The organism is Aeromicrobium sp. REDSEA-S32_B7, assembly GCF_001626145.1.
Lineage (GTDB): Bacteria > Actinomycetota > Actinomycetes > Propionibacteriales > Nocardioidaceae > Aeromicrobium > Aeromicrobium erythreum.
In genome coordinates this window covers 1-6,726 of sequence record NZ_LUNF01000143.1, presented here as the reverse complement: position 1 = coordinate 6,726, position 6,726 = coordinate 1, and the positions used below count along the sequence as shown (strand labels likewise).

The 6,726-nt window shown below is 75.3% G+C and carries 5 protein-coding genes; 3 read left to right on the top strand and 2 right to left on the bottom strand.

What is annotated here, in order from left to right; genetic code table 11:
* Window positions 1-125: 125 nt before the first annotated feature.
* Together A6Q79_RS10140 and A6Q79_RS10135 are read right to left on the bottom strand one after the other, a co-directional pair.
* Window positions 126-776: a TetR/AcrR family transcriptional regulator gene (locus tag A6Q79_RS10140; RefSeq protein ID WP_286689537.1), complete on the bottom strand. Its 651-nt coding sequence runs from the start codon at window positions 774-776 to the stop codon at window positions 126-128.
* Window positions 773-1,648, bottom strand: coding sequence for a fumarylacetoacetate hydrolase family protein (locus A6Q79_RS10135; protein WP_317698069.1), 876 nt, complete (start codon window positions 1,646-1,648; stop codon window positions 773-775). The genes A6Q79_RS10140 and A6Q79_RS10135 overlap by 4 nt, the downstream gene beginning before the upstream one ends.
* A gap of 116 nt (window positions 1,649-1,764) precedes the next feature.
* On the opposite strand from A6Q79_RS10135, the gene A6Q79_RS10130 reads away from it, so the two are divergent.
* From A6Q79_RS10130 to A6Q79_RS10120, 3 genes are all read left to right on the top strand, one after another.
* Complete coding sequence (locus A6Q79_RS10130) at window positions 1,765-3,135, top strand: alpha/beta hydrolase (RefSeq protein WP_317698067.1); 1,371 nt, start codon at window positions 1,765-1,767, stop codon at window positions 3,133-3,135.
* Between the two features lie 89 nt (window positions 3,136-3,224).
* Window positions 3,225-6,158 (top strand): carboxypeptidase regulatory-like domain-containing protein, encoded by a 2,934-nt coding sequence (locus A6Q79_RS10125; protein ID WP_317698065.1) that lies wholly within the window; start codon window positions 3,225-3,227, stop codon window positions 6,156-6,158.
* Window positions 6,122-6,726: hypothetical protein (locus tag A6Q79_RS10120; RefSeq protein WP_317698063.1), on the top strand; the 605-nt coding region annotated here is incomplete at its 3' end. The genes A6Q79_RS10125 and A6Q79_RS10120, both read left to right, overlap by 37 nt.

The following is a 6,726-nucleotide window of genomic DNA, read 5'->3' as shown; positions in this document are numbered from 1 at the left end:
GTCTGCGGGTCTACCCGCCGAACCAGCGCGACGCCGTCTTCGTCCCGATGCCCACGAAGGCCTGCGCGCAGACCTCGGCGCAACAGCTCACCGTGCGGCCCGTGGTGCTGCGCGGCTGACGGCGCTCACGCGTCGCGCAGCAGCGTGTCCAGACCGCCCACCACGAACCGCACGAGCCAGTCGTGGCGCATCGCGAGGTCGGGTGCGCCGGGCGTCCCCTCGGTGAGGTACTCGAAGCGACCGGGACCGGCGAAGAGCTGCAGGCTCGAGGAGACCAGCAACAGGTAGGCGTCGAGCACGGCCACCGGTCGGGCGTCGGGGTAGAGGTCCTGGAGCCGGCCGACGAACGTCGCCGCGATCGCGTTGTACTCCTCGGCCACGAGCACCTGCTCCGGCAGGGCCGAGACCGACAGCTGCGCCACGAACCGGAAGTAGTCCGCCCACCCGGGCCGTCCGGCCCGCTCGAGCATGGGCTCGGTGAACGCCCGCACCACGTCCTCCAGCGACCTCGCCGCGGCCAGCCGGGTCCGACGCTCGGCGTTCAGCGGCTCCACCCGGCGCAGCAGCACCGCGCGGAACAGCTCGCGCTTGCCCCCGAAGACCTCACTGACCGTCGCGGTGCGGACGCCGGCGTCGCGGGTGATCTCTCGGACCCCGACCCCCGCGTACCCGGAGCGCGCGAACGACCGCTCGGCGACGTCGAGCAGGACCTCGCGCAGCTCCTCGCGCTGCCGGCGCCGCGGGGCCGGAGAGGCGTCGGCCGTGGTGCGGCTCATGCCGCGAGCACGCGGTGCACGACGTGGCCCACCCCGTCGAGGACGAGCTCGAGCTCGTCGCCCGGGCCGATCCAGCGACCCGTCTCCATGCCGCTGCCACCCGGCAGCGTGCCGGTGGCGAACAGCTCGCCCGGCAGGAGCCGCTCGCTGCGCGACGCGTGCGCGAGCACCTCGCCGAGGCTCCAGCGCATCCCGGCCGTCGAGACCTCCGCGACCACCTCGCCGTTGACGACGACCCGTCCCTGCAGCGCGTCGACATGGGGCAGGACCGCCTCGGCGGTCACGAGCACCTCCGACATCGAGCTGGCGAAGTGCTTGGACTTCTGGGGCCCGAACCCGCTGGCCATCTCTCGACGCTGGACGTCGCGCGCGCTCAGGTCGTTGACCAGCACGAAGCCGCCGATCGCGGCGGTCGCCTCCTCCGGCGTCGCGTCGAGCAGCGGCCGGGCGAGCACGAACCCCAGCTCGAGCTCGTAGTCGAGCGCGCTCGAGTACGACGGCGGCCTGATCTCGGTGCCGCTGGGCACGAAGGTCAGGTGGTTGCCGAGGTAGTAGATCGGCTGCTCCTGCAGCAGCTGGTGGGGGCGGAAAGCCGGGAACGGACGGCGGGTCAGGAGCTCCACGGCGCGGGCGGCGCGGTACTGCGCGGGGTGGAAGCGCCTCACGAGCCCGCGCGACGCGTCGATGGTGTGCTGCTCGAAGAGCATGTAGTCGCGGAAGGAGAGCGGCTGGAACGGCAGCAGCGTGCCAGAGTCGTCCGGTGCTGCGTCCTCCGGCGCTGGGTCGTCCCACGCGCGCCCGAGGACGTCCCAGGGCGTGAGGCTGGCGTCGGCCGGCTCCCACGCGCCGTCGGTGCGTCGTTGCGTGCGCACCTGTCCATCGACGCGGATCCGTCGGACCTGCACGGTCGCCACCACCTTCCGGAACACCTGTTCCGCAGAAGGTACCTCAGCGGCTACAGTGCCGACCAGTCGTCACAGGAGCAGCCATGTCGTCCTCCGGATCCGCCTCGTTCGTCCGTCGTCTGCTGGTGACCACCTGTGCCGCGACACGCACCACGGGCCTCGCGGCGCGGTTCACCGGGACGGCCCCGTTCCTGCCGGCCCTGTTCGTGCTCCGCTACAGCAACATGGGCGGGCTCGACCCGGCGGTCGTCGCGACTCACCTTGCACGGTGCCGGACCTTCGGCGACCGCGGGTGGACGACGTACTGGCACCGCCTCGCCGCCGAGCAGCTGACGGTCGCGGAGTCGGCGCTGGGCCGCGTCGCGGGGACCGACCTGTCCGGTCGGCTCGTCTCCGCGGCCACGTCGGGCGAGGTGGTCCTGCCCGACGTGGCGCTCGGGACGCTCGAGGACGCCGCGGTGCTGATGGCCGACCACGGTCCGCAGCCGACGCCGGACGACGTGTCGCGCGTGGTCGGGACCGGCCGGCCCGAGGTGCTCGACGCGTTCACCGCGCTCGACGCCTGGGTCAAGGCCCTCACCCTCGAGCAGGTGGCGGCGTTCCCGGGCCACACGCCGGGCCGGATGCGCGCGTACTGGCGGAGCCGTCGCCTGTTCGACGCGCTCGTGCCGGTGGTGCCCCCACGTCTCGGCGTCGACGTCCGGCCGGTCGACGTCCCGGTGGACGGCGACGTCGTGCGCGGCTACCTCGTCACCCCGAGGGACGGGGGGCCGCGGCCCGTCGTGCTCGTGACGAACGGGCTCGAGGGGACGGTGCAGGAGCTGCTCCTGCCACTGCTGCGCTACCGGGAGAGCGGGCTCGCCACGTTCGTCATGGAGATGCCGGGCAGCTACGCCTACGGGCAGCCCATGTCGCCGGCCTCGGAGGACGTGTACGGCGCCGTCGTCGACCACCTCGTCCGCGACCCGCGGGTGGAGGGCACGCGGCTCGGGGTCGTCGGTGTCAGCTTCGGCGGCTACTGGGCCGCGCGGCTCGCGGTGGCCGAGCCGCGGCTCACCTGTGCGGTCGCCTGCGGCGCGCCGACCAGCCGCACGTTCCTGCCCGGCAACGCGATCGGTCTGCCGCAGGTGATCCTCGAGGCGCTCAAGGCCGTCACCGGTTCACGTGCCCTGCTCACCATGAGCCACCGGCTCCGCACCCTGTCGCTACGCCGCCGCTACCGCGACGTCCGCGTGCCGCTGCTGGTCGTCAACGGCGACCACGACACGTTGCTGAGCACGCAGGACTCGATCGACCTCGCCGAGCAGGCGCCGGGCGCGAGCCTCCTGCTCTACCCCGACGACGACCACTGCGCGATGGGCCACTACCGCGACTGGCTCGACGCGTCCCAGCAGTGGCTCGTGCGGCACCTGGCTCCGCCCGTTGACGCGCCGGCTCCGGCCGGGGGCGACTGACGCACGACCACCTTCGCGATTTCGCTGCGCCACGGCCGCCGACCGCTCATGCTGGAGGCTCGTCCGCCTGGTGCGAAAAGGGAGATCGCATGGGTGCTTCACGCGCTGCGGCGCGCGGCTGCGTGCTGCTCGTCGTCTCGGTGCTGGCCACGCTGCTCGGTGTCGCGCCCGCGCACGCCGCGCCCGTGGCGTTGTCCGGGAGCGTCGTCGGCACGTCCGGCGCCGGCCTCTCGGGCATCGAGGTGGCTGTCACGACGCGTGCGGGCGTCGCCGTGCAGGAGACGACGACCGACAGCACCGGGGCGTGGTCGGTGCAGGTGGAGCCGGGGACCTACGCGGTCGGGTACGTCGACCCCGAGGGCTGGTGGAAGCCGGAGTTCTGGGACGACCAGACCACGCTCGCCGCCTCGACCGCCCTGACGGTCGGCACGTCGGGCCGTACCGGGGTCGTGGCGCGCCTCGCTCCGTACCCCGTCGTCTCCGGCACCGTCCGCTCTGGCGGTGAGCCCGTCGCCGGAGCCGAGGTGCGTGCCTACGCGAGTGCCAACGAGACCGACTCCGTCCGCGTGGTCACGACCGCCGCCGACGGCACGTGGGCCGTGCCGCTGCCGTCCGGCAGCTACCGGTTCGCGTTCGAGAGCCCCGACCACGTCGTCGAGTACTGGAACGACCGCGCCACCCTGGCTGCGTCGGACCCGGTCACGGTGACGACCGCCGACGTGCCCGGGCGCGACGTCACGCTCACCCCGCTGCCCGTCGCCTCGGGACGGGTGACGGCCGGGGGCGCGGCCGTGCGTCGCCCCGAGGTCACCGTGCTCGTCCGCGACGCCGCCACGGGACTGTGGAGCGAGCAGGAGACCGTCACCGGTGACGCCCAGGGTCGCTGGTCGGTGCGCCTGGCGGCGGGTCGCTACAGCTTCCGGTTCGCCGGCGACGCCCGGTACCGGCCCGAGTTCTGGGCCGACCAGACCCGACGCTCCGACGCCACGCCGGTCGACCTCGGCTCGGCCCCGGTGGTCCTCGACGCCGACCTCGCCGTGCTGCCCACGGCCCGCGGCCTGGTGCGCGACGCGTCGGGCGAGCCGGTCGAGGACGCCGACGTCGTCGCGCTCGACGCCTCAGGCGACGAGGTCGCGCGCGACCGGACCGGGCCCGACGGCGTGTTCGGCGTGCCGCTCGCCCCGGGCGCGTACGGGGTGGAGGTCCGCGCCCGCGGCTACCGCACGTGGACGCGCAGCGTCGTCGACGACCCGCTCCTCGTCGGCCAGCGCGGCGGCGACGTCGGCACCGTCGACCTCGCGCCCGCCCTCGCGATCCGGGGCCGGGTCACGGGGCCGGACGGGTCGCCCGTGCGCACCGACGTCGTCGTCCACGCGCCCCGCGTCGTCGCCGGCCAGACCCGCTGGGTCGTCGCCGACCGCGTCTCGACCGACGCCTCCGGCCGCTGGTCCGCCCCCGTCGTCCCTGGCGACTACCGCCTGCAGGTCGAGGGCACCGACGACCTCGCAGGCGAGTTCTGGGACGACGCCGCCTCGCTCGCGGCGGCGCGCACGGTCACGGTCGGTGACGCCGACGTGCTCGCGCGCGACACCGTCCTGGCGGCCCGGTCGCGCTCCGGCGTCCGCGGCACCGTCACCACCGCGACGGGCGGCGCGCTCGCCGACGTCCGCGTGAGCGCCTCGGTGCTGCGCGACGGCGAGTGGGTCGTGCTCGACGAGACCACCACGGCCGCCGACGGCCGGTACCGGCTGCTCCTGCCCGACGGGACCTACCGCCTGGGCTTCTCGGCGGACCGTCACCGCACGACCTTCGGCCCCGGCTCCGCCACCGTCGGCGCCGCGCCGTCGGTCGTCGTCGCCGGGTCGCTCGTCAGCCGCGACGTCCGGCTCGAGACGGTCAGCGCCCGCGTCCAGGGCACCGTGAGAGGCCCGTCGGGACCGCTCGCAGGGGTCGACGTCCGCGTGCTGCAGGGCGGCAGCGACGACCTGGTGCCCGTCACCTCGGCACGCACCGACTCCGCCGGCCGCTACGAGGTGCAGGTCGACGCAGGGCGGTACGTGCTCGCGTTCGAGGACCCCTCGGGCGACCACCGGGGCGAGTACCTCGCCGGCGCCAGCACCTGGGCTTCGGCGACGCGGGTGGTCGTGGCCGACGGCGCGACGCTCACCGGCCGCGACGTCACCCTCGCCGCGAACCCCCGCCTCGTCGGTCGGGTGCAGACGGCGTCCGGTGCCGGTGTGGGCGACGCGGTGGTCCGTCTCGTCCGCCCGCTGGACGCCTCCGGTGCCGGGGGCGACGTCGTGGCCGAGACCACCACAGACGACACCGGCGCCTACGGACTCGCTGCTCCCGCCGGCACCTACACGGTCGAGGTGGTGCTCGACGGCGACGTCCGCTGGACGCTGTCGTCCCTCGCGCTCGCGACCGGCACCACCACCCGGACGGTGACGCTGGCCGACCAGCGCGCCGTCACCGGCCGGCTCGCAGGGCCCGACGCCCGCCCGGCCGCCGGCGTGGAGGTGCGCGCCTGGCGCTACGACCCCCGCGACGACACCGCCGTCGTGGTCGGCCGCGCGGTCTCCGGCACCGACGGCAGGTACGCGCTCGCCGTGCCGCCCGGCGTCTACCGCGTCGGCTTCCACGGGCTGCCGCTCGGGTACGCGACGACCTTCGCCGGTGGCCCCGACCTCGCCACGGCTCGGGCGGTCCGGGTGGCGTCCACCGACGTCGGCGGCGTCGACGCCACGCTCGCCGCCGCCACCGGAGTGACGGGCAGCATCAGCGACGCCGCGGCGCTCGCCGACGCGCCGCCGGAGCTGGAGGCGGTCTTCCTCCGCTTCGACACCGACGCCGGCCGCTGGGTCGAGCAGGAGCGCACGACCCCTGGCTACGGCGCGTACCAGGTCGAGCTGCCGCCCGGCCGGTACCGGGTCCGGGTCGTCGAGCGGCAGGAGCCCCCGGCACCTGGACGCCCGCCGCGACCGACGTGGCCTACCAGTGGCTGCGCGACGGCACGCCCGTGACCGGCGCCACCGGTCGCAGCTACGTGCCGGGCGCCGTCGACGTCGGACGCGCGGTCGCGGTGCGCGTGGTCGCCTCGCGGGCGGGGTACCGCTCCGCCCTCGCGGTCAGCACGCCCGCCACGGTCGCGCCGGGGACGCTCGCGTCGACCTCCCCGCCCGTCCTCACGAGCGACCCCGTGGTCGGCACCCGCACCACGGCGTCCAGCGGGACGTGGTCGCCGGCCGACGTGACGCTCGCCCGGCAGTGGCTGCGCGACGGCGTCGTCGTCGACGGTGCCACCGGCAGCGAGCACGTGCCCACGGCCGCCGACGTGGGTCACGCGCTCGTCCTGCGCGTGACCGCCTCGGCCCCCGGCTACACCTCGCTCACCGTGGTCTCGCAGCCGCGGACCGTGACCGACCCGCCGCTGACGGCGACCACGCCCCCCGTGCTCACCGGTGACGCGACGACCGGATCGACCCTCGGCAGCACCGAGCCCGTCTGGAGCCGCACGCCGGGCACGACGACCCGGCAGTGGCTGCGCGACGGCCGCCCCGTCGACGGCGCGACGGGCACCACGTACCGGCT

Coding starts and splice junctions, on each gene's coding strand:
- A6Q79_RS10140 (WP_286689537.1), bottom strand. CDS start 776: ATGAGCCGCACCACGGCCGACGCCTCTCCGGCCCCGCGGCGCCGGCAG.
- A6Q79_RS10125 (WP_317698065.1), top strand. CDS start 3,225: ATGGGTGCTTCACGCGCTGCGGCGCGCGGCTGCGTGCTGCTCGTCGTC.
- A6Q79_RS10130 (WP_317698067.1), top strand. CDS start 1,765: ATGTCGTCCTCCGGATCCGCCTCGTTCGTCCGTCGTCTGCTGGTGACC.